The following is a 21,541-nucleotide window of genomic DNA, read 5'->3' on the forward strand; positions in this document are numbered from 1 at the left end:
GCCGCGCTGCGGCCACCACAAATGGAGGCAATCACTTGCTCATGAATTCCGGGTAAGCTTCCATTCCGCATTCCACCAAGTCAACACCTTCTTGCTCTTCCTCTTCGCTGACGCGAATGCCGGTGACGGCCTTGAGCAGGAACCACACGGCGAAGGAGGCGGCAAAGACCCAGACGAAAATGGTGGCGGCACCGATCAGCTGGCCGCTGAAAGAGGAGCCGTCATTGGTGACCGGCACCAGCAGCAAGCCCAGGAGGCCGACCACACCGTGCACGGAAATGGCGCCCACCGGATCATCGATCTTCAGCTTGTCCAGGGTCACGATGGAGAAGACCACCAGTACACCACCCAGGGCGCCGAACAGGGTCGCCTGCAGCGGCGTCGGCGTGGAGGGCTCGGCAGTGATCGCCACCAGGCCGGCGAGGGCGCCGTTCAGCAGCATGGTCAGGTCCGCCTTGCCGAACAGGATGCGAGCGGTGATCAGCGCGGCTATGCCACCGCCGGCCGCGGCGGTATTGGTGTTCAGGAATACCATGGCCACGGAGTGCGCATTGGCGGCGTCGCCCAGCTTGAGAACGGAACCACCGTTAAAGCCGAACCAGCCCATCCACAGGATGAAGGTACCCAGGGTCGCCAGCGGCAGGTTGGCACCGGGAATGGCGAAGACCTCGCCGTTGGGGCCGTACTTGCCCTTACGCGCGCCCAGCAGCAGTACACCGGCCAGGGCAGCGGCGGCGCCGGCCATATGCACGATGCCGGAACCGGCGAAGTCGGAGAAGCCCAGGTCGCCCAGGTTGTAGAGGCCGAAGACATTTGCGCTGCCCCAGGTCCAGGAACCCTCCAGCGGGTAGATAAAGCCGGTGAGTACCACCGCGAACACCAGGAAGCTCCACAGCTTCATGCGCTCGGCCACGGCACCGGAGACGATGGACATGGCGGTAGCCACGAACACTACCTGGAAGAAGAAGTCGGAAGCACCGGAATAGACGGAGTCACCGTCGAAACCGTTTTCCGCCGAGTCGGCCAGTACGCTGTTCAAATCGAAGGCTTCGATTCCGGACAGCAGCCAGCCGCCGTCGTACATAATGGCGTAGCCAGTCAGCATATACATAATGCAGGCAATAGCGTACAGCGCCACGTTTTTAGTGAGAATTTCCGTGGTGTTTTTCGAGCGCACCAAGCCGGCTTCCAGCATGGAGAAGCCAGCGGCCATCCACATTACCAGCGCGCCCATCACCAGGAAATAAAACGTATCAATTGCGTATTGCAATTGAAAAATTTGATTTTCCATCTTTCGCTCCGTTCAGTCCCGAGTCTGTTAATTAAAAAATCTAGTAATTGTTAGCAGTGTTAATGCCCGGTTTGATTCCGCCATTTAAATGGCTTCCGCGCCGGATTCACCGGTACGGATGCGAATCACCTGCTCCAGCTCGGAGACGAAAATCTTGCCGTCGCCGATCTTGCCGCTGTGCGCACCGGAACCCACAGCTTCCAGAACGTCGTCCAGTTGGCTGTCTTCCACTGCGATCTGCAGCATGGTCTTGGGCAGAAAATCCACCACATACTCGGCTCCGCGATAGAGCTCGGTATGCCCCTTCTGCCGGCCGAAACCCTTTACCTCGCTCACGGTGATGCCGTTGACTCCGGCTTCCGCCAGCGCATCCCGCACCGCGTCCAGCTTGAAGGGTTTTATGATTGCGGTGACCAGTTTCATGGTTATCCCCCCTAAAATTTGGGCCCGGCCGGGCCCGGTTCTCCTACCAAGTGTAGGTTGCAGTGGCCAGTACGGTCGGTTCGCACCAGTCGAGATCGAAGCACTCGCTATCGCTGATATCCGTACCGACAACCGATGCGCTCAAAGCGAGCCCACCGAATTCCTTGCCCAGGGATACCGAGTAGTCCATGTAGGAGTCCTCCCCTTCAGCCAGGAAGCCGCCGTCTTCGTCGAGCACATTCAGGCCGAGGTGCAGGTCCAGAGACAGGTCCGCCGGCAGGGCGAAGCTATATTCGGCATACGGATAGTAAAAAGTGCCGGTTTCCGCCCAATATTCGTTGGAGTAGTTCAGTCCCAGAGTCAGGTCGGAAATGCTGACGCTGCCGTAGATCTCCTGGTAATCCTCGTCGTTGTCTCCGCCGTGATAGAAGAATTTGATGTAGCCGACGTCGTAGCTGACAGTGTCGCTGATCTCGCCGGCGTAGCCGAAGTAAATATCCTGCTCGAACTTGGTTTCGTCCTCGCCGTAGGCGAAATCCACTTGCGAGGCCCAGGTTCCCGCGTAGAAGCCGTTGCCGAAATCCACGTCGAATCCGCCCTGTACGGCGGGGCCGCTGTCGGACTGGGAAATGCCCCGGAAGCGGTAGTCGGTGGTCACTCCCACATTGCCGCTGAAGCTGACACCGCCCTCTGCGGCACCGGCAGTCGAAGCGGCCATGGCCAGCGCCAGGGCGCTGCTTGCTATTACAACGGTCGCTCTGTTATTGATCTTTCCCACTTTGCGTTCTCCTCGGTGTGTGTGATTGTCTCGTCAATAATTATTATTCGGTCCAATCAGCCCAGGTCTCCGCCACTGCACGGTATCAGTGCCGGCACTGCTTCCGCCTTGTGAGCTGTTTCGCCCTGCTACTGGGATGGCCCGCTCGGGTTGCCTGGCAACCTCTCGCAAACCCGATACCTGCAGGCTTGATGCCAACTTTGCAATCAGGTTAAAAATCAAGGGGATAGGTGTAATTTGAAGCAGCAGGGGACAGTGGGATTTTTTCCGTGCAAAAATAGAGTGCACCAAAATGGAACGCACCCTGGGAGAATGCACCGAAGTGGTGAGCTATTCGCCGCCCGCGAACCAACAGGGCGCACAACGGTCTCGCTTTTTTGCCAGAGGGCGCTGGGTTACAATTCTGCGCTATAAATTAACGCTTTTTTAGTGGAGGATTGCGCGTGGCGGCGGATAAATTGCAACAGTTATTGCAGGAGCTGCAACAACAAGGGGCAGTAATCACCAGCGATCTGCGCGATGCCCTCGCGGTTGCCCTGGGCAAACTGCCCCTGGTGTCCCAACAGGAATTCGACACCCAGGCGAAGATTCTCCAACGTACCCGGGAAAAACTCGCGCGTTTGGAGGCTGAGGTGGAAATAATGGAGCGGGCACTCGCGGAGCACGAGAAAAAGAACCCTCCCACCGATTAGAATCGGGGAAAAACGTCAGGGATGAAATTTTGAGCCTTTCCGTCACCTATACCCGCGCCCAACTGGGCGTCGCCGCACCACTGGTCACCGTGGAGACCCACCTGGCCAACGGCCTGCCCGCTTTCCATATTGTCGGCCTGCCGGAGGCCGCGGTGCGCGAGAGCCGCGACCGGGTGCGCAGTGCCCTCGTCAACAGCCACTTCGAATTTCCCCAGCGGCGCATCACCGTCAACCTGGCGCCGGCGGACCTGCCCAAGGAGGGCGGCCGCTACGACCTGGCGATTGCCGTCGGTATTCTCGCCGCCTCCGGCCAGGTTCCCTGCGAACCGCTGGAAAGCTACGAATTTGTCGGCGAACTGGCGCTCACCGGCAAGCTGCGCCAGGTCAACGGCGCCCTCCCCGCCGCCATCGCCTGCGGCGACGCCGGGCGCACCCTGGTGGTGCCGGGGGAGTCCGCCGGCGAGGCGGCGCTGTCCGGCACCGGAGTGAAAGCCGCGGAGACCCTGCTGCAGGTGTGCGCGCAACTGCACGGCCGCGAGCCGCTGCCGGACGCGGAACCCGCCGATGGGGAGCAGAATCCCCTGGGCGCCGACCTGGCCGATGTGCGCGGCCAGTTGAAAGCGCGCCGCGCCCTGGAAGTGGCCGCCGCCGGCGGCCACAACCTGCTCTTCTACGGGCCCCCGGGCACCGGCAAAACCATGCTCGCCAGCCGCCTGCCGGGCATACTGCCGCCGCTGGAGCAGCGGGAACTGATCGAAGTGGCCGCCATTTATTCCAGCGCCGGACTGCCCTCCGTGCGTCAGCGCCCCTACCGTTCGCCCCATCATAGTGCTTCCGCCATTTCCCTGGTGGGAGGCGGGAGCAGCCCACGGCCGGGAGAGATATCCCTGGCTCACCGCGGCGTGCTCTTCCTGGACGAGATGCCGGAATTCCCCCGCCACGCCCTGGAGATACTGCGCGAACCGCTGGAAAGCGGCGAGGTGCGCATTTCCCGCGCGCGGGCGCAGGTCACCTTCCCCGCGGATTTCCAGTTGGTCGGCGCCATGAATCCCTGCCCCTGCGGCTACCTGGGCGAGCCCCGCTGCCGCTGCACCCCGGACCAGATAGACCGCTACCGCAACAAACTCTCCGGCCCGCTGCTGGACCGCATCGATATGCAGGTGGAGGTGGCGAGCATGAGCGCCGCGCAGCTGCAGGACGCGCCCACGGGGGAATCCTCGGCGACAGTGCGCGAACGGGTGCTGCTGGCAAGGGATCGGCAGCTGCAAAGGCAGGGGGCGATCAATGCGCAGCTGGCCGGTGCGGAGCTGGACCGTTTCTGCGCACTCGGCAAAAACGAACAGGCTTTATTGCGGCACTCAGTGGAACAGCTCGGGCTTTCCGCTCGCAGTTATCACCGCGTGTTAAAAGTCGCACGCACCCTGGCCGACCTCGCCAGCGAGGAAAATATCGGTGCGGGGCAGATTGCCGAGGCGCTGGCCTATCGCAATCTGGACCGGCGGCAGATACCGGCGAACGTGTAGGCGCGCTTGCGCACCATTGACCGAACGACACAACAAATTTACCCACCTCTTTTTCGCATTCGCGCCATTTCAGTGCACCCTCCTTCATATCAATAAATATTAAGTATTTGCCGAACCTGCGCCGTGAACTGCAGCAGTTCACACTTTCCCTATAACTCTCTTTTGGTACGACTGTAATAACTATATTCTGATAAAACGACGTAAACGATTACAAAACTTCGTCGGCAACAGCACATCATCAGGGGGGGAAGTATGAATATCGGCAGTGTTCGTTGCCTGGTACCGGTTTTGTCGTTGGCGCTCAGCGCCTGCGGGGGAAGCAGTGACTCCGAACAAACTTTCAATATTGAGGCAGCCAATAACCAGCCGCCGTCCATTATCCTTAGTGGGGGCGCCAGGGAGCAGATAACTGCCGGCTCCACCTATACCGATCCGGGCGCGAGCGCCTCGGATGCCGAAGACGGCGATCTCAGCGGCAGTATCCAGACGCAGTCGACTCTGGATACCAGCACCGCGGGCACCTACACCATCACCTACACCGTCACAGATTCCGGCGGTGCCAGAGTTTCGGTGATGCGTACCGTGGAAGTGGTGGCCACCGCGGAGCCGCAAAACTCGGAACCACAAATCCTGCTGAGCGGCAGCGACCAGGTTCAGGTACCCCTGGGGGGCACCTATGAGGAAGCCGGAGCCAGCGCCACCGATGCCGAAGACGGCGACCTGACTGACCGTATCGAAATCTCCTCCACCGTCGACGTCAACACCCTCGGCAGCTACGAAGTGACCTACTCGGTAACGGATACCCAGGGGGCCTCCGCCACAGTGACCCGCACTGTAGAGGTCTTCCAGCCGGTACGGACTTTCGTGCATCCGGGCCTCCTGCACTCGGAAGCCGACTTCGAGCGGATAAGAAACAAGATCGCGGAAGAGGATGAAACCTGGGTGAATGCCTGGAACACCCTGGCGGGCGACTCCGCCTCGGACCTCAGAAACCCCAATCCCTTGACCGAACTGCGACGTGGGGGCGACGGACAGAATTTCGGCCGTTTGATCACTGAACTCCGCTTCGCCTATGCCTACGCCTTGTACTGGAAGATATCCGGCGATCCGGCCTACGGCGATACGGCCGTGAAGTTCCTCAACGCCTGGTCCTCGACCCTGCAGAAAATCTCCGGTAACGCCGACCGCTATCTGGCCTCGGGCCTCTACGGCTACCACTGGGCCAACATCGCCGAAATCATGCGCACCTATGACGGCTGGGAGGAAGAGGGCAGAGAGCAAGCCAAGAGCATGCTCCTCGACATCTTCCTGCCGATGAACCAGAGTTTTCTTGTCAAGCACAACGACGCCTGTATTTCCAACTACTGGGCCAACTGGGACCTTGCCAACCTGGCCAGTATGATGGCTATCGGCGTTTTTACCGACCGCCCGGATATCTACGAGCAGGCGCTGAACTATATGTACCGCGGCCGCGGCAACGGCGCACTGGACAACCTGATGTACTTCCGCCACCCCGGCAATATGGGCCAGTATCAGGAGAGCGGGCGCGACCAGGGGCATACGACGCTGGGTGTTGCCCTCTACGGCACCATCGCCAAGATGGCCTGGAACCAGGGCGACGACCTGTTCGCCTACAACAATCATGCGCTGCTGGCGACCTCCGAATATATCGCCCGCTACAACCTGTTCGAGGAGGTGCCCTTTACCTTCTATGGTCCCAACTGCGGAAGCTCCCGCTATGGCCAGAGCGCGGTTTCCGAAATTGCGCGAGGAAGCATCCGGCCAGCCTGGGAACTTATCTACAACCACTACCAGAACAAGCTCGGCATCGCCGCGCCCTGGACGGAAAGAATGCTGGAGGAAAAGACCCGCTTCGAGAGATACGATAATGGTGGCGACGGCATGGGCTGGGGCTCGCTGACGGAGATTCTCGACCCGATCGATCCCGGCGGCGCGCCGCGGGGATTGTATGCCGAACTGCGCGGCGAGTCGGTGGTGTTGAGCTGGTGGGGAGCGGCCGGCGCCGACAACTACCTGCTGCAGCGCGCGGACAGCGCGGGTGCCACCTATACCACCATTGCCACCGTCGGTGCGAGCGAACTGCTGACCTATACCGATACGAATGTGCAGCGCGGAGAGAATTACTACTACCGGGTACTGGCCGTATCAGAAGTGGGGGAAAGCGCTCCCTCTAATATCATTGGGGTCGATGTCGGTCCGAAACTACTGGCGCACTACACCTTCGATGAGGCCGAAGCCGGACAGGTCTCCAGCATCGCGGGGGAAGCCAGCACCGCCACATTGCACGGAGAGCCCGAATTTATATCCGGCAAGGTCGGCAACGCGATCGCACTTGATGGCACTGATGATTACGTCGAACTCCCCGAAGGCATAGTGTCAAAACTGGCGGACTTCAGCATCGCCAGTTGGACTTATCTCGACGGCGACACCAACCTGACGCGTCTGTTCGATTTCGGTGACGACGATCAGCGCTACATGACTTTTGGACCGGACATCCGCGACCAGAGCTGCCTTCTGATCACCAAGGTCAGCTATCACGCCCACCGCAGAGTCTGCGCCGCCTCCCTGCCATCGGGCCAGTGGGTACATGTTGCAATTACCCTGAAAGGCAACACCGGTATCCTCTATCTCGATGGCGAGGAAGCCGCTCGCAACGAAATAGACATGACGCCGATGCAACTGGGTGCATCCACCAAACAGAATTGGCTTGGACGTTCACAGTATTCGAACGACCCCTTGCTGACAGGCAGGATCGACGAATTCCGCATCTACAGCGGTGCCTTGAGTGCGGAAGAGGTCGCCGCACTGGCGGCTGAATGAAGTCTGACGTCAACGGCACTAAGTTAAGGAGTCCTGCAGCCAGTTTGTAAGGACCTGTGCTGTGGGAGCCTGCCGTGCAGGCGATTGAAGCGGTGCTATCAGCAGTATCCGTTTCGCCAGCAGGGCTGGCTCCCACAGGGTGGCTACCCTTAACTTAGTGCAATTCAGGCCTGAGGTTACAAGGTTTCGTCGGTTGCGAATGACGTAGAGGTACCGCTAAAGATCCGCTTTGTAGGATGCGCCGTGCGCACCCTACGCCGCCCGGCGGCGCCGGCAAATTCAGCCCGCCGCTTTTTCGCGCTCCGCAGCCAGTTGCTCGTCGAGTTCCTTCTCGGCCGTGTCGGCGTAGGCCCGGCAACCAATCGGCTCGCTCTGAACTGCCTCGGTTTTGTATTCCCAGCCGCTGGCGCCGGGGTGCGGGGTCAGCAACAGATCGCAGGGGAGCTCGCGCACCCTGGCGAAGGTGGAACGGTAATCGTCGACGATGCGCGGATAGCGGGGGTTATCCAGCAAGCGATAGCCGGGTGCGCTGAGGCTGTCGACATAGGCGATATCCACCACCTTGCCGCCGCGGCGGTCGCTCCAGGTCCAGGCCATGCTGCCGGGAGTGTGGCCGGGGATAAAATCCACTTTCAGGCGCAGGTCGCCGAGGACCACCTCTTCACCGTCGTGCAGCAGACGATCGACTCGCAAAGGCGGAAACAGCAAGCTGTCGCCGAAATGGATATCATCGGAACCACCGCGCGCTAGCAGCGCCGCGGATTCGGCATTGCTCACCACCCGCGCGCCGGTGGCGCGCTGGATCGCCGCCAGCGGGCCCACGTGGTCGGCGTGGGCATGGCTGTGCAGGATCACTTTCAGGTCCCCGGGCTCCACACCCAGCGCGCGCATATTGGCGAGCAGGTGGTCGGCGGCCTGGGGCATACCACCGTCGATCAGAATGGCACCCTCGCTTCCCTTCAACAGGATGGCGCTCAGGCCGGCGGTGCCGATCTGCCAGGTGCGCTCGGCAATGCGTAGCGGCTCCACCGGCTGGCGCCACTCGGCGGGCACTTCATAGGCCTTTAGTTGTGGCAGCGGAGCGAAGTTCTCTGCCTGGGCAGTACAAGCCAACGTTGAAATAATCGCGGCTGCGATCCCGGTTTTCCCTCTCATTCTTATACTCCTGCGTTCGTTTCAGGACAGTCTGTTTCACCGCCGCTCAGTGCGGAGTCGATCCATTCCGATATTTTTGCAAAGACCTCTTCGCGGTGATTTTTTCCATCGCTGCTGTTTCATTGCAATAAATCCGTTTTGCCGTCAGTGTCACCAGGAGCTGCGCCGCAACAACTTCCAGTCGCGAAGACTGGAAAAAACCAAGTAGGAGCGGCCGTTGGTCGCGATCGGCATGTGCCACTGGCAGAGCTGATCGCGGCCAACGGCCGCTCCTACAGGGAGAGGTATCGTCTTGGTCCGTGGGCGCCGGGCCTCAGCTGGGTGCCGCCCTGTCCCACCACTCAGCCGAATTCAGCCGATACAGACAGTGGCTACGAAGTGGGCTGTCGGCCGGAACTCGGGGATGCTCGAATATTTGCGGGTCCTCGCGCATACCCAAACGCTGCATCACCCGCTGCGAGCGGATATTCTGCAACGCGGTGAATGAGACCACTTCCCGCAGCCGTAGTTCTTCGAACACAACGCAAAGCGTCGTATTCGCCGCCTCACTGGCGTAGCCGCGCCCCCAGTAGGAGGACGCCAGGCGCCAGCCAATTTCCACACAGGGAGAGAACGGCAACTCGGGAGGCGCGTGTTGCAGGCCCACGAAGCCGATAAATTTTCTGTCCTGCCGGCGCTCGACCGCCCAAAAACCCCAGCCGTGTTCGGCGATATGTGCGCTCAGGCGATCGACCGCGGCATCGCTCGCGGCCCGATCCAGGATTGCGGGAAAGTATTCCATTACCTGCGGGTCCGCGTTCAACTCGGCGAAGGGCGTGCGGTCCTCGTCGCGCCACTGGCGCAGCAGCAGGCGGTCGGTTTGCGGTTCAATCAGATTATTCATGTTGTCCAATGCAGGGGCCGCCGCGCGCACCCTATGCAATAAAGTTTTCCGAGGGCGCAATCATATAGTTGCAGCCCGCGAGCCAGTCGTGCGGCTCGGGATATGCGGCCTCCTGGAAGCCGAGCTTTTTATACAGCTTTTGCGCCGGAGTGTTGTCCTTCAGTACAAACAGCGAACATTCCCTCGCGTCCAGTTGACTACAGCCCTGTTGCACCAGCTTAGTGACCAGCGCTTTTCCCAGGCCGGCACCGCGGTGCTGCGGAGAGACGATCAGCCTGCCCAGGTGGCAGCGGCCCAGGCGGCCGTAGTACTGGCCGAAGCCGAGCAGCTCGCGCTCTGCATTTACCAACGCATGGCTGGGCAGCTCCCGCCAGCGGCAGTCCTCGAAAAAAGTCTGCTCGGTAAACGGGTAGCGAAACTGCGGCCCGCCCCACTGCAGGCACTGGCGGCGCTCCGGTAGCCAGGTCATCAGGGTTTTCAGCTGGCTTTCCGTCGCGGGTTCGAGTCGAATATTCACCGATGATTCCTCAGGATTTCCTGCGGGTCGCTGCCAGCCATTTATCGAGTTGGTCGGCAAACGCCTTGCGGTCGCTCTGGCTGAGCGCCGGGGGGCCGCCGGTGTGCACGCCGCTGGCGCGCATGGTGTCCATAAAGTCGCGCATATTCAGCAGCGCGCGGATATTCGCCTTGGAGTAGCGCTCGCCGCGGGGGTTGAGGGCATCGCCGCCCTTGTCGATCACCTCCGCCGCCAAGGGGATATCGCTGGTGATCACCAGGTCGCCGGCCTCGCAGCGTTTGACGATTTCGTTGTCGGCCACGTCGAAACCCGAACTCACTTGTAGGGATTTGATAAAACGCGATGGCGGTACGCGCACCGGTTGATTGGCCACCAGTGTCATTTCCGTCTGTGTGCGCTCGGCGGCGCGGAACAGGATTTCCTTGATCACCACCGGACAGGCGTCGGCATCGACCCAGATTTTCTTCATCGGTCCTTTACCTCATCGATGCGATCCGGCGGTGCGCCTTCATCGCATTTCTTGCAGTTCAACAGATAGCCGAGCATGGCGTTGCGCCCGGCCTCAGTGGTGACCCAGGCGCGGTTGGTCCATGGCGGGTTGTGGCGCACGTGCTGGTTGTGCCCGCAGGCCAGCTCCGCCACCCAGTGGTTTTCCTCGTCGCGGTGGTAGCCGGTGATGGGTTGTTGCATGGGGGTTCGACCCGGCTGGGAATTTTGGAGCAGTTATAGCTAATTGGGGGCGGGATGTATATGGAGTGCCTGCGGTCCGATTGCGGAGCTGGAGCTCCGCGGTCCCGGGGTTAAGGCCTGTAGGAGCGGCCGTTGGCCGCGATCGGAGTTCAGTAGATTCCCAGAGATCGATCGCGGCCAACGGCCGCTCCTACAGGGGGAGAGATCAGTTTTAGGGGGTTCCGGGAACACTGTAGCGGATAAAGCTGGTGGCGGTCAGGCGGCCGGTGCGGGGGGCGGCGCTGAGGCCGCAGTGGGGATCGATATTGCCGGAGTGCAGCTGGTTGCCGCGGTAGATAAGCGCGCGGTTGAAGCGCGCTTCGATGCAGGCGATCTGCTCGAAGAGTGCGCTGTCTCCGTCGAGGTAACCCGGCGCCGGTGGCGATGCCATTACCTGGTGCTTGAGCTGGGCGGCGTAGCCGTGCAATCGCTCACTGTCGATAAATTCGAAGCCACTGGCGCGGTGGCGATAGAAAGCGGTGCCGCCGAGCTGCGGCGGGCACAGGTAGTGCACCACTGCCAGCTGGTTCGGGTCGCTGGTGTCGAAGTGCGGCAGGCGCTGGATGGGCCGCAGCTGCTGCGGTGGCGTAGTGGCGATGGACAGCGCGCACAGTAGCGGTTGGGCGCGGGCGCCGGGCGGCAGTTCGAACACTTCGCGCAGAACCCGGTCGAGTGTCTCGCACAGGTTCTCCGCGTAGGCCTGGGGCAGCGGCTTGCGGACTCCCGGATAGTAGTCGCCACCCCGCGCGCGGAAAGGCGGCGCGCTCGCGGCAAATTCCACCAGCGATTCCGGCTCCGCCGACAAACCGTCTATCACCAGCAGTGGCCGGCGCTCGCTGCCCAGGCTGATCCTCTGGATCTGCGGTGCGGCAGCGCAGGCAAAATTCCCCGGCATCGGTGCGGCCCCGCGGCTAGGCTTCTGCGACTGCGGCGTCGCGGGCATTTTTGCGCTCTATCAGCGAGTAGATATGCCCCAGGGAAGTGAGCATGGTGTAGATATGAGCCAGTTGACCATTGGTGTTCAGCTGCTGCAACGGCTCGCCGGCGAGCGCCCTGAGTTTTTCCTCGTCCACCGTGTAGAGGCCCTCCATCCGCTGGCTGGCGCCGCTGGCAAAAGTCACCTCCAGGCGCATCGGCGTGATCAATTCCAGTTCCTGCAGACAGCGGACCAGGTCCGCACCCTGTTTTTCCCCGTCGAGCAGTTGCCCCAGAACGCCCTGCATCCTTTCCAGATAGGGGCTGCCGCGGCCTTCGTTGTCGAACAGCTCCTCACCCGAATCACGCCGCACGCAGGGACTGTCCTCGTCGATGCACAGCAGCGGCTGCCCGTTCTCATCGGTGCCGACAAAGAATGGCTGCCGGATAATATTCATCGGTGTGTACAGTGACTGCCAACGGCCGTCGTCCCAGTACAGGTTTTCCCCCTCGGCAAAACCGAACAGAGCGACGCAGATAAAGCGGCCGGTTTCCGCATTTTTTGTCAGCACTATCGGGTAGTCGATCGCCAGTTTCAGGAACTCGCTGGGCATCACCGGCACCATGCGCAGGGATGCGCCTTGCCGTTCTATGCTGGCGGTGTCTATACGGATGTTCCGGTGCAGTTCGCTGTTCAGTGCTACCAGCCTGGCCATATTGCTTGCCTCTTTCTTATTGAACCGAATCAGATCGCCTGCAAACCATACTGGTGAATCCGCTCCAGCAATTCACGGTGTTCCGGCAGTGCGGCCAGTGCGCGCTCGGTGGCTTTGCGGTTACTGGCGAAGTGTTCCGCTGCCGCCTGCTCCTCACGCAGCCGGTGCGCCATGCCCTCGACGTCCGTCTCGAAGCCCATGCCGTAGAGCACATACTGATAGCTGGCCGCCGGGAATACCTCGTTGTTGCTGGTGAAATCGCAGTCCCCCGGCGGCCGGTAGCGCCACAGGGCCAGCAGTTCCCGCAGGCTGTCCGGTACCGATGCCGGGTCGCGATTGTCGCGCCAGAAAGTGCTGTCTTCGCGCCTGCTGAGCAGATAGTGCAGTTTCAGGAAGTCGACGATGCGGTCCCAGCGGTAGCGGAAGGTTTCATTGAAGCGGCGCGCGGTGATATCCATCACGTCGCGGTGCGCCGGCAGCTGCTCGGCAATCATCTCCGCGGACAATTCCACCAGCACCAGTGCAGAGGCTTCCAGGGGTTCCAGGAAACCCGCCGACAGGCCCACCGCCACGCAGTTGTTGACCCAGAATTTTTCCCGGTGGCCGCTGTGAATCGGAATCTCGCGCACGGATAATTTCTCTATCCCCGGCCCCACATAATCGCGTAGACGCTGGTGCGCCTGCTCCCCGGTGGTATGGCCGCTGGAGTACACGTAACCCACGCCGCGGCGGCGGGTGAGGCCGATATCCCAGATCCAGCCGGCGTCCCCGGCGGTGGAAATAGTGTGGCAGGCGATGGGATCGTCGGGATTTTCATAGGGCACCTGCACCGCCAGTGCGCGATCGATAAACAGCACGTCGCTGCGGTCGATAAACGGCACCTGGTAATGGCCGCCCAGCAGGCGCGAGGAAAAACCGCTGCAGTCCACGAACAGGTCCCCTGGCAGCTCGCCGGAATTACGCGTGTTCAGCGAGGTGATATCGCCATTGTCGGCGGTGTTGACCGACAGCACCTCGTCGCGCAGGTGGCGCACCCCCAGATTCTGTGTGCAGTGGCGCTGCAGGAATTCGGCGAACTTGCCCGCATCCAGATGATAGGCGTAGTTGGCCACCGAGGCGTATTCCGGCGTGGTCATCTGCTTTGGCGCCAGGCCCCACTCACACAGCTGTTCCTGGTAACAGACCGCATTGGAGAAGGACTGCCCCTGCGGCTTCAGCGAACGCTGCCAGTAGGGGGCGAGGTCCATTTTCAGAAAACCCTGGGGCAGTACCAGCGGATGGTAGTAAAAGTCTTCCGCATCGCCGGTGGCCCAACCCGTAAACCTGGCGCCCTGCTTGAAGGTGGCATCGCATTCGCGCAGGAAGTCGCTCTCGGAAATACCCAGCTTTCGCAATGTCTTGCGCATGGTGGGCCAAGTGCCCTCGCCGACGCCGACGGTCGGAATGCCCGGGGCTTCGATCAGCGTGACCTGCACGCCGTCGTCTCCATGGCTGTGCATGGCGGCGATGCGCCCGGCGACGATCCAGCCGGCGGTACCGCCGCCTACCACTGTCACGGATTTTGTCGGTTTGTTTGTCTGTTCGTTCACGGCCGATCTCGTTATCCATTACCTACAAGTATCCTCGCCCCTGTGGGAGCCTGCCCTGCAGGCGAATGAGCGAGCCCGGTAAAAATACTGCAATTATCGCCAGCAGAGCTGGCTCCCACATCGGCTCTGTGGAACCGGAAAGCAAAAAGGGCCGCGGCCCGTTCCGGGCGGTGGCCAAAAGGAGAGACGACAAGCGCCTACAAACCGGGCGCCCGACCTGGCGAACGCCCGGCACTGTCCTTTTAGAAAGTAGCGCGCAGGCCCAGCGCAAAGCGCCTGCCGCTGTCTTCCGCCAACAGGAAGTGATTGTCGTAGCGCCCGTGCTTCAGCAGCACCTCCTCGGTCAGGTTCAGGCCCTCGAAGAATACCGAAACGCTGTCGTTGATGTCGTAGCTGGCGCTCATATCCCACTGCTGGTAATCGTCGACGAACGTGGGTTCGCCACTGACAGTCTGTACCAGTGACTGCAGGAACTCGTCGCGCCAGTTCCACGCCAGGCGCGCCTGGAAGGGGCCCTTCTCGTAGAAGCCCACCAGGTTGAAGGAGTCGCTCAGGCCGGTGAGCGCGAAGGTCTGGGTCACGTCGTCGACGTCCAGTTCCGCATCGCTGTCCACCAGGGTCGCGTTGGCGATAACCCCGAAGCCGGTATCGCCGAAACTGTGCTGCACCGCCAGCTCCAGGCCGTCCACCTGGGCGCTCTCACCGTTGCTCGGCTTGGTCAGGGTGAAGGTCGCCACGCTGTCGTTGGGATCCACCGCGTTCTGCGGATCCTCCCCCGGGGCTATGCCGGTGACGTCGCCGGTGGACGGGTCTGTAACCAACTCGCCGGCACTGTTGGTGAAGGTCTGGTCCTCGGTGGTGCTGATAATGAAGTTCTCGACATCCTTGCGGAAGTAACCCACCGAGACGTAGCTGCTGTCGCCGTAGTAGTACTCCAGGGACAGGTCGAGGTTGTCGGAGGCGAAGGGCTCCAGTTCCTGGTTGCCGGAACTGGACCGCAGGTTGCCGCCCTGGCGGGTGGTGTTGATCACCGTGACCGGCGACAGCTGATCCAGGGTCGGGCGGGTCAGGCTGCGCGAGGCGGCGAAGCGGGCCACCAGCGAATCGGTGATATCCAGCTTTACGTCCATATTCGGCAGCACTGAGTGGTAGCTGGAGTCGGCGCTGAGGGGCTGGGCCTCGCCCACTACCGCCTGCAGTTCGGTCAGGTCGAGAATATCCAGGCGCTCCAGCGGCGACTCGGTGCCCTCGACGATGACGTCGGTGCTCTCCACGCGCACGCCGGTGTGCGCGGTCAGCGGCATACCCGCCAGCTCGCCGGCGAATTCCAGCTCCAGGTAGCCGGCGAGTATGTCTTCCTGCACCTCGTAGGAATTGTTGCGGCGCACCGCGTCGTAGCTGATGCCGGCAATATTCTCCAGGTAGGCAAACAGCTGCTCGCCGTCGTGGGCCAGCCATTGGGTGGTGAGATTTTCGCTGCCGCTGACGTCGCCGAGGAAGCCGGAGCCGGTGTCGAATACGGACAGGAATTCGTCGGGGATATCGACCCCCTCCGGGTAACCGCAAAAGGTGCAGTGCACGCCGTTGGCCTCGTCGGTGAGGCGCACGTTGCTCTTTGTCTGGGTGGAGTAGAGCAGGCCGAAGCTGGCGCGGATGAGGCCGCTGCTGCTGCCCTCGTCCCAGACGCCGTCGATGTGGTACTGGTCCACCTGGTCGTCGGTGGCCCAACCGCGGCGCAGCATCACGTGGGCGCGGCCATTGCTCGGGTCCAGGTAGTCGCTCACCCCGGCCTGCACGCCGTCGGCATTGTTGATGGAGGGGTCGGCGGACTGGAACTCGCTGGAATGCGGCAGTATTTGCCCCGGATGAATCTGCAAGCGCGAGCGGTTCAGGTAGCCGATCAGCGAAAGCTGGTTCTCGCCGCCGTTGTTGCCGGCGCGCTCGGCACTGGAGGTGGAGGCGTCGAAGCTGAGACTCAGGTTGTCACTCGCGGTCCACTGGGCGTTGATGCCGTACTGGGAGGTCTTGGTGAGGCGGTCGAACTTCTTCGCGTGGAAATCGGTGGCGTGGCCCACCTCCTGGAACAGGTCGATGGCGGTGCCGTTCTCGTCCAGTACGATATTTTCCAGGTTGTCGGCGGTGAACCAGTGGCCGAAAGAGGTGGCGTCGGTCTCGATATCGAAATCCGAGTAGATGCCGTCCAGGGTCACTTCCAGATCGTCGGTGGGCGCGAACTGCAGCACCAGGCTGCCGCCGGTGCGGGTGCGCTCCTCGAAGGTGACCTTGGTGTCGAAGTTCTGCGGGATAAAGGTGTTCCCGGAGCGGCTGGCGGAATCGTCTATCTCAGCCGGGTCCACGTTGCCCAGTACATTGGTGAGCCAGCCGTCGGTCTGCCCCTGGTTCAGGCGGGTACTCCGTTCCTGGTGGGAAACCGCCAGCAGCACACCGAACTTTCCGTCGGCGAAGGTATTGCTCACCAGGCCGGAAATCTGCGGCGACGATTCCTCACTGTTCTCGTCGTACAGGCTCTTGACGCTGCCGGCGACCTTGAAGCCGTTGAAATCGAACGGCCGCGCGGTGGTCACATTCACCGTGGAGCCGACGCCGCCGGACTGCAGGCTGGCGGTGGAGGTCTTATGCACCGCTATGCCCTTCACCAGCTCCGAGGCCAATGTGTCGAAGCTGAATTCGCGGCCCTGGTTCTCGGTGGCCATCTGGCGGCCGTTGACCAGCACGGTATTGAACTGCGGGCCGAAGCCGCGCACGGTGATCAATTGGCCCTCACCGCCGGAGCGGTCGATGGAAACCCCGGTGATGCGCTGCAGCGATTCCGCGACATTGGTGTCGGGAAATTTGCCGATATCCTCGGCGGAGATGGCGTCCACCACACCGCTGCCGTCGCGCTTGATATCCATGGCGCGCTGCAGACTGGCACGGATGCCGGTCACCGATATCTCCTCGATGGTACCCGACTGCTGCGCATCATCGCTCTGCGCCTGGGCGCCGGCACCGAACACGGAAGCCATGATCGACAGAATGGCGCTGGACAACTTGTTTTTCTTATACACTGTGCTCGACCCTCCAATGGGATGTCCTGCTGTTATCGTCAGTTGGCCATCGTCGCCCACCATTGCCCTGAGGCCGGTACCCCGAAGCAGAATCTCCACCGCTTCGTCGATCGGGTAGCTTCCCACCAGCCGCTGCGCGCTGATTTCCCGCACTTTGTCGTAGGGAAAGATCAGGGTCACGTCGGCCTGCTCGGCAAATTCGGTGAGCGCAATGTCCGCTCTCTGCCGGGGAATATTGAAGGGAGTTTTTTCGTGTAGGCGAGCGCCATCCGCCAGCAGGGATGAGGAACCCATCATCAGCAGGCTGAAGGTCAAACACTGAAATAAAGCCCTGTCGTCTTTCCCGGACGCCACAATGTCAGCGGCGTGGTTGGAAGACGACTCGGCCGGAAATTTCCGCCATCGGGTCACTGTTTTTAATGCATCTGGTTATTATTTTGTTGCCATGCTCTCTATCGGGCGATTGATAAGAGTTTTTTCGCTGCTTTTTCACTATCGCTCAGCGCGTCTCTCCCTGCTCCTCCCGGCGCGCCCTCAATATCACCGTCTGCTCGTCGATACGCTCGTTGGCAATATCAAAATTGTCGTTCAGGGTGCGGAGCAATCCTTTAATATCGCCGGTGCGGAAAAGGCCGGCCACGCGCAAGCCCTTGAGCTGCTCGTCCTCGATACGGAATTTCACCGAGGTATAGCGACTGATTTCGGCCACCGCCTGCTCCAGCGGCTCGCCGCGGAACACCAGGTTGCCGCTGCGCCAGGACAGCCTGGCATCCATCTCCGCCGGCTCGATCCTTTCCACCTGTTCCGGTTGTGGGCGCTCCCCGCTCATCAGCAGCCGCTCGCCCCCGGAGACCGCAGTGGCCGTGGCGGGCAGCGGCTGCGGCTCGTTGCGCGCACCGCCGGGGCCCCCATTTTGCCCATCGGCGACCCGCACCCTGCCCTCGGTGACGATCAGCTCCACACTTCGGTCGCGCCGCAGCTGCACGTTGAAGGCAGTGCCCACCGCCTGCACCACCCGGCCGGCAGCCAGTACGCTGAGGGGCCGCTCCCTGTCGCGCGCCACCCGGACATTGATCTCGCCCCGGTCCAGCTCGATCAGGCGACTGGTGAGGGTGTAGTGCACGCGCACCAGGCTATCGGTGTTCAGCACCAGTACGGAGCCGTCCGGCAGGTTGACCGTGGAGTGCTCGCCGATCGCGGTCTCGTATACCTTGTTGACGGTGGATGCCGGCGGGGAACCCGTCAGCATGCCAGCCTGCCACAGCGCCGCACCCAGCACCAACAATACCGAGGCGGCCGCGGCGAGCCAGCGGCCGAATGACGGCTTCTTCTCCGCCGGCGGCGGGAACAGGTCGGCGAGCCGCGACAACGCATCCATCTTGTCCCACAGCTCGGCAATCTGCATGAAAGTGTCGCTATTCTCGCGGCTGGCCGCCAGCCAGCGCTGGAAGTCGCGGGTCTCGGATTCGTCCAGGCCGCGGTCGAGCCTGGCCAGCCATTCGCTGGCCTCGTCGAGGCAGCGCTCGCGGTCGGGCAGTTGATAGACGTTGCTCATGGGCGCCCCCCGCGGCCGGCGCCGGACACGGTGCGCGCGCCGGCATCCGGGGAGCCGCTGTTGCGCTGCTGCAACATAAACAGGGTGCAGCGCTTGATTCCTGTGGCGATATGTTTTTCCACCGTACTCTCACTGATATTCAGCTGGCGGGCGATTTCCCGCTGCGAATAGCCGTAAACTTTCTTCAACACAAATGCGCGGCGACACTGTACCGGCAGCTGCCGCACCGCCTCGCAGAAGTGCGCGAACTCCTCATTACTGGCGACAATTTCGTAGGTGCGGTCAGTCCCGTGACCCAGCTCGGGGCTGAGATCGAATTCCTCATCCATGCTCACCGCCAACCGCGACTCGGCGCGCTTGACGTAGTCGAGCGCCAGGTTGCGGGCGGTGCGCAGCATAAAGGAACGCGGCTGGTCGATAGGCCCACGCCTGGCCGCCTGGCAGACGCGCACATAGGTCTCCTGGACTATGTCCTCTATCTCCTTCGGCGGCGCTATGCTGGAAACCAGCCGCGCCAGGCTGCCGCGAACGCCGATAAAGATGTCCGCCAGAGTCTCATCCTTCGCCATAGAACCACTCTGAATTATTGAAATTATTATGTCTCCACACGGGTAGACGACTCGTGGAAAATTTTCCGCTAGTGGGCCACAAAGTTTTCTTTGCAATTTGGTCGTTTTTTGAGCACTTATCGATTTGGGCTTCGCCGGATCGACCGCCGGCAACCACTCACAGGCAGCCAGGACTGATAGAATCGCCGCCTCGACACCAATTTGCGATGTATCTTTGTCCATGTCCCAGCTAAACCCCCGCCAGGCGGAAGCGGTGAAGTATATCGACGGGCCCTGCCTGGTGCTGGCCGGCGCCGGTTCCGGCAAGACCAGCGTGATCACCCGCAAAATCGCCTACCTGATCGAGGAGTGCGGCTACGCCGCGCGCCATATCGCCGCGCTGACCTTCACCAACAAGGCAGCGCGGGAGATGAAGGAGCGGGTGAGCAAGCTGTTGAGCGGGCCCGGCGGTGGCAAATCGCGCAATTCCCGCGGACTCACCGTGTCCACCTTCCACAACCTGGGGCTGAATATCCTGCGCCGGGAGTACCGCACCGCCGGCTTCAAGCCCGGCTTCTCCCTGTTCGACAGCGAGGACAGCCGCGGCCTGATCAAGGAACTGATGCTGCGCGACGGCGACCTGGACACCGACCTGCTGGACCGGGTGCAGAACCAGATCTCCAACTGGAAGAACGATATGCTCACGCCGCGCCGGGCCCTGGAACAGGCCCAGAGCGCCGGCGAGCAGGCCATCGCCATTGCCTACGGGCGCTACTGCGACGCGCTCAAGGCCTACAACGCGGTGGACTTCGACGACCTGATCGGGTTGCCGGTGCAGCTGTTCGAGCAGGACGCGGAGCTGCTGGCCCGCTGGCGCAGAAAGATCCGCTACTTGCTGGTGGACGAGTACCAGGACACCAACAACTCCCAGTACCTGCTGGTGAAACTGCTGGTGGGCGGCCGCGGCGGCCTTACCGTGGTGGGGGACGACGACCAGTCCATCTACGCCTGGCGCGGCGCGCGCCCGGAGAATATGAGCCAGCTGAAGGTGGACTTCCCCAACCTGCGCCTGATCAAGCTGGAACAGAACTACCGCTCCACCAGCCGCATCCTCAAGGTGGCCAACCACCTGATCGCCCACAACCCCCACGAATTCGACAAGGCGCTGTGGTCCGACCGCGGCATGGGCGAGGAGATCCGCGTGATCAAGGTGGGCAGCGAGAACGAGGAGGCGGAGCGGATCGCCAACGAAATCTTCCTGCAGAAATCCCGCCGCGGCTGCAAATTCATGGACTTCGCGGTGCTCTACCGCGGCAACCACCAGGCGCGCCTGCTGGAAATGAAGCTGCAGGAGCATCAGATCCCCTACCAGATGTCCGGCGGCACCTCCTTTTTCGCCCGCGCCGAGATCAAGGACGTAATGGCCTACCTGCGCCTGCTGGTAAATCCGGACGACGACAACGCCTTCCTGCGCATCATCAACACCCCCCGCCGGCAGATAGGCACCAGCACCCTGGAGGCCCTGGGCCACTACGCCAAGGGCCGCGAGATCTCCATGTTCAGCGCCTGCTCCGAGATCGGCTTCAAGGAGCATATCAACGAGCAGGGCTACGAGCGCCTGAACCGCTTCGCGCTGTGGCTGGAAGGCGTGGCCCGCAACTGCCGCGAGAACAGCCCGGACGCCGCCCTGCGCGAAATGCTCGACGATATCGACTACGCCGGCTGGCTGAACCAGAACGCCAGCAGCGAAAAAGTCGCCGAGAAGCGTATGGAGAACGTCTTCTGGCTGCTGGAATCCCTGAACAAGAGCATGGAGAAGATCGACGACGAACTGGAGCAGGACATCCGCCTGGAACAGGCCATCGCCAAACTGATCCTGCGCGATATGCTCGACCGTCAGGAAGAGGAAGAGGCCACCGACAAGGTCAGCCTGATGACCCTGCACGCCGCCAAGGGCCTGGAATTCCCCCACGTATTTATGATCGGCATGGAGGAAAACCTGCTGCCGCACCGCAACAGCATCGAGGACGACAATATCGAGGAAGAGCGCCGCCTCACCTACGTTGGCATCACCCGCGCCCAGAAGACCCTCACCATGACCCTGGCCGGCAAGCGCAAACTATTCGGCGAAAACCACGACACCACCCCTAGCCGCTTTTTGGATGAGCTGCCGGAGGAGGATGTGGAACTGGAGGGTTTCGGCAAGGCCACCCCGGAGCAGAATCAGGCCAAGGGGGAGGAGACGCTGGGGTCGCTGCTCAGCATGTTTGATTGAATGCTCCCCTCTCCCATTTATGGGAGAGGGCCGCCCCGGGACC

General features: G+C 61.7%; 18 protein-coding genes. 4 read left to right on the forward strand and 14 right to left on the reverse strand.

Annotated features, from left to right (window positions below):
- Positions 1–31 precede the first annotated feature (31 nt).
- The 3 genes from FHS09_RS09240 to FHS09_RS09250 form a co-directional block, all read right to left on the reverse strand.
- On the reverse strand, positions 32–1,291 hold the full coding sequence (locus FHS09_RS09240) for an ammonium transporter (RefSeq protein ID WP_183459089.1): 1,260 nt from the start codon (positions 1,289–1,291) through the stop codon (positions 32–34).
- A gap of 84 nt (positions 1,292–1,375) precedes the next feature.
- On the reverse strand, positions 1,376–1,714 hold the full coding sequence (locus tag FHS09_RS09245) for a P-II family nitrogen regulator (protein ID WP_183459091.1): 339 nt from the start codon (positions 1,712–1,714) through the stop codon (positions 1,376–1,378).
- A gap of 43 nt (positions 1,715–1,757) precedes the next feature.
- The gene (locus tag FHS09_RS09250; RefSeq protein ID WP_343057454.1) at positions 1,758–2,492 is read right to left on the reverse strand and encodes a TorF family putative porin; all 735 of its coding nucleotides are present in this window, start codon (positions 2,490–2,492) and stop codon (positions 1,758–1,760) included.
- A 443-nt stretch (positions 2,493–2,935) separates the two neighbouring features.
- Between FHS09_RS09250 and FHS09_RS09255 the strand changes: the two genes are divergently transcribed.
- The 3 genes from FHS09_RS09255 to FHS09_RS09265 all read left to right on the forward strand — a co-directional run bounded on the left by FHS09_RS09255 (position 2,936) and on the right by FHS09_RS09265 (position 7,548).
- Complete coding sequence (locus FHS09_RS09255) at positions 2,936–3,184, forward strand: accessory factor UbiK family protein (protein ID WP_183459093.1); 249 nt, start codon at positions 2,936–2,938, stop codon at positions 3,182–3,184.
- Between the two features lie 29 nt (positions 3,185–3,213).
- Positions 3,214–4,707, forward strand: coding sequence for a YifB family Mg chelatase-like AAA ATPase (locus FHS09_RS09260; protein ID WP_183459095.1), 1,494 nt, complete (start codon positions 3,214–3,216; stop codon positions 4,705–4,707).
- A 252-nt stretch (positions 4,708–4,959) separates the two neighbouring features.
- Positions 4,960–7,548, forward strand: coding sequence for an immunoglobulin-like domain-containing protein (locus tag FHS09_RS09265; RefSeq protein ID WP_183459097.1), 2,589 nt, complete (start codon positions 4,960–4,962; stop codon positions 7,546–7,548).
- Between the two features lie 279 nt (positions 7,549–7,827).
- Here the strand turns inward: FHS09_RS09265 and bla are convergent, their stop codons facing one another.
- The 11 genes from bla to FHS09_RS09320 all read right to left on the reverse strand — a co-directional run bounded on the left by bla (position 7,828) and on the right by FHS09_RS09320 (position 19,244).
- The gene (gene bla, locus FHS09_RS09270) at positions 7,828–8,703 is read right to left on the reverse strand and encodes a subclass B3 metallo-beta-lactamase (RefSeq protein ID WP_183459099.1); all 876 of its coding nucleotides are present in this window, start codon (positions 8,701–8,703) and stop codon (positions 7,828–7,830) included.
- A 313-nt stretch (positions 8,704–9,016) separates the two neighbouring features.
- Positions 9,017–9,586, reverse strand: coding sequence for a GNAT family N-acetyltransferase (locus FHS09_RS09275; RefSeq protein ID WP_183459101.1), 570 nt, complete (start codon positions 9,584–9,586; stop codon positions 9,017–9,019).
- A 31-nt stretch (positions 9,587–9,617) separates the two neighbouring features.
- The gene (locus FHS09_RS09280; RefSeq protein WP_183459103.1) at positions 9,618–10,103 is read right to left on the reverse strand and encodes a GNAT family N-acetyltransferase; all 486 of its coding nucleotides are present in this window, start codon (positions 10,101–10,103) and stop codon (positions 9,618–9,620) included.
- A gap of 10 nt (positions 10,104–10,113) precedes the next feature.
- Entirely contained in the window at positions 10,114–10,572 is a 459-nt protein-coding gene (locus FHS09_RS09285) for a YaiI/YqxD family protein (RefSeq protein WP_183459105.1), read from the reverse strand.
- On the reverse strand, positions 10,569–10,793 hold the full coding sequence (locus tag FHS09_RS09290) for a DUF3565 domain-containing protein (protein ID WP_183459107.1): 225 nt from the start codon (positions 10,791–10,793) through the stop codon (positions 10,569–10,571). The genes FHS09_RS09285 and FHS09_RS09290 overlap by 4 nt, the downstream gene beginning before the upstream one ends.
- Before the next feature lie 211 nt (positions 10,794–11,004).
- Positions 11,005–11,775, reverse strand: coding sequence for a DUF6445 family protein (locus tag FHS09_RS09295; protein WP_183459109.1), 771 nt, complete (start codon positions 11,773–11,775; stop codon positions 11,005–11,007).
- Complete coding sequence (locus FHS09_RS09300) at positions 11,744–12,463, reverse strand: SapC family protein (RefSeq protein WP_183459112.1); 720 nt, start codon at positions 12,461–12,463, stop codon at positions 11,744–11,746. Before FHS09_RS09300 ends, FHS09_RS09295 begins: the two co-directional genes overlap by 32 nt.
- 29 nt (positions 12,464–12,492) lie before the next feature.
- Positions 12,493–14,052: a tryptophan 7-halogenase gene (locus FHS09_RS09305; protein WP_183459114.1), complete on the reverse strand. Its 1,560-nt coding sequence runs from the start codon at positions 14,050–14,052 to the stop codon at positions 12,493–12,495.
- Positions 14,053–14,294: 242 nt separating this feature from the next.
- Positions 14,295–17,435, reverse strand: a complete 3,141-nt coding sequence (locus FHS09_RS09310) for a TonB-dependent receptor (protein WP_246394718.1) — start codon at positions 17,433–17,435, stop codon at positions 14,295–14,297.
- 184 nt (positions 17,436–17,619) lie between these two features.
- On the reverse strand, positions 17,620–18,675 hold the full coding sequence (locus FHS09_RS09315; RefSeq protein WP_183459116.1) for a FecR family protein: 1,056 nt from the start codon (positions 18,673–18,675) through the stop codon (positions 17,620–17,622).
- Positions 18,672–19,244 (reverse strand): sigma-70 family RNA polymerase sigma factor, encoded by a 573-nt coding sequence (locus tag FHS09_RS09320; RefSeq protein WP_183459118.1) that lies wholly within the window; start codon positions 19,242–19,244, stop codon positions 18,672–18,674. Before FHS09_RS09320 ends, FHS09_RS09315 begins: the two co-directional genes overlap by 4 nt.
- Positions 19,245–19,464: 220 nt before the next feature.
- On the opposite strand from FHS09_RS09320, the gene rep reads away from it, so the two are divergent.
- On the forward strand, positions 19,465–21,498 hold the full coding sequence (gene rep / locus FHS09_RS09325; RefSeq protein WP_183459120.1) for a DNA helicase Rep: 2,034 nt from the start codon (positions 19,465–19,467) through the stop codon (positions 21,496–21,498).
- The last annotated feature ends 43 nt before the right edge of the window (positions 21,499–21,541 follow it).

Source organism: Microbulbifer rhizosphaerae (assembly GCF_014191725.1).
Lineage (GTDB): Bacteria > Pseudomonadota > Gammaproteobacteria > Pseudomonadales > Cellvibrionaceae > Microbulbifer > Microbulbifer rhizosphaerae.

Bases quoted from the DNA above. Each gene is read 5' to 3' on its own strand.
- FHS09_RS09240 (WP_183459089.1), bottom strand. From the start codon at position 1,291: ATGGAAAATCAAATTTTTCAATTGCAATACGCAATTGATACGTTTTAT.
- FHS09_RS09245 (WP_183459091.1), bottom strand. From the start codon at position 1,714: ATGAAACTGGTCACCGCAATCATAAAACCCTTCAAGCTGGACGCGGTG.
- FHS09_RS09265 (WP_183459097.1), top strand. From the start codon at position 4,960: ATGAATATCGGCAGTGTTCGTTGCCTGGTACCGGTTTTGTCGTTGGCG.
- bla (WP_183459099.1), bottom strand. From the start codon at position 8,703: ATGAGAGGGAAAACCGGGATCGCAGCCGCGATTATTTCAACGTTGGCT.
- FHS09_RS09275 (WP_183459101.1), bottom strand. From the start codon at position 9,586: ATGAATAATCTGATTGAACCGCAAACCGACCGCCTGCTGCTGCGCCAG.
- FHS09_RS09285 (WP_183459105.1), bottom strand. From the start codon at position 10,572: ATGAAGAAAATCTGGGTCGATGCCGACGCCTGTCCGGTGGTGATCAAG.
- FHS09_RS09290 (WP_183459107.1), bottom strand. From the start codon at position 10,793: ATGCAACAACCCATCACCGGCTACCACCGCGACGAGGAAAACCACTGG.
- FHS09_RS09295 (WP_183459109.1), bottom strand. From the start codon at position 11,775: ATGCCCGCGACGCCGCAGTCGCAGAAGCCTAGCCGCGGGGCCGCACCG.
- FHS09_RS09300 (WP_183459112.1), bottom strand. From the start codon at position 12,463: ATGGCCAGGCTGGTAGCACTGAACAGCGAACTGCACCGGAACATCCGT.
- FHS09_RS09315 (WP_183459116.1), bottom strand. From the start codon at position 18,675: ATGAGCAACGTCTATCAACTGCCCGACCGCGAGCGCTGCCTCGACGAG.
- FHS09_RS09320 (WP_183459118.1), bottom strand. From the start codon at position 19,244: ATGGCGAAGGATGAGACTCTGGCGGACATCTTTATCGGCGTTCGCGGC.
- rep (WP_183459120.1), top strand. From the start codon at position 19,465: ATGTCCCAGCTAAACCCCCGCCAGGCGGAAGCGGTGAAGTATATCGAC.